Origin of the sequence: Pedococcus sp. 5OH_020 (assembly GCF_027812955.1) — a bacterium.
Taxonomy (GTDB): domain Bacteria; phylum Actinomycetota; class Actinomycetes; order Actinomycetales; family Dermatophilaceae; genus Pedococcus.
On record NZ_JAPYZV010000029.1, the window covers coordinates 1 to 792 of the forward strand.

1 protein-coding gene is annotated in these 792 nt (G+C 68.6%); it reads left to right on the top strand.

Going from position 1 to position 792, the window contains the following annotated elements; genetic code table 11:
* Positions 1 to 122: 122 nt before the first annotated feature.
* The coding region (locus PHA84_RS20665; protein ID WP_270890028.1) for a helix-turn-helix domain-containing protein at positions 123 to 792 on the top strand (670 nt) is incomplete at its 3' end.

Here is a 792-nt window from a genome sequence, read left to right on the forward strand (position 1 = left end):
TGTACTGACCGGTCACGTTGGTTGAGGGAGTGCGACTCGTCGCTTTGATGGGCTGACATGGGAGGGCCTCCCGCGGTGGAGTGGAACTGCTGAAGGTTCACTTCGCCAAACAGGAGGCCCTCGTGTCCCACGCTAACGCTGCTTTGACTCCTCGTGCCCGGCTTCGCGTGGCTCGCCTGGTCGTTGACCAGCACGTGCCGATCGCCGAGGTCGCGGCCCGGTTCCAATGCTCATGGCCGACGGTGAAGCGGTGGGCGGACCGCTATGCCGCTGGGCAGCCGATGACCGACCGGTCGAGTAGGCCGCGCTCGATGCCGGCCAAGACGTCCCCGGCGACGACGCGCCGGATCGTGTCGCTGCGGGTGCGCAAGCGACTCGGCCCGGTCCAGCTGGCCGCGCTGACCGGGGTGGCTCCCTCGACCGTGCACCGAGTGCTGGTTCGGTGCCGGCTGAACCGGCTCTCGCACGTGGATCGAGCAACCGGGGAGCCGGTGCGTAGGTACGAGCACGACCACCCCGGTGCGTTGCTGCATGTGGACGTCAAGAAGCTCGGAAACATCCCCGACGGCGGCGGGTGGCGCTTCGTCGGCCGCCTCCAAGGTGCGAAGAACCGGGTAGCCACGGCGGACAAGCCACGCAACCGGCACCACAAACCGAAGATGGGTCACGCGTTCGTGCACACGGTCATCGATGACCACTCCCGCTTGGCCTACGCCGAGGTCCACAACGACGAGACCGCCGCCACCGCGACCGCGGTGCTGCGCCGGGCCGTGGCCTGGTTCGCGGCCCGTG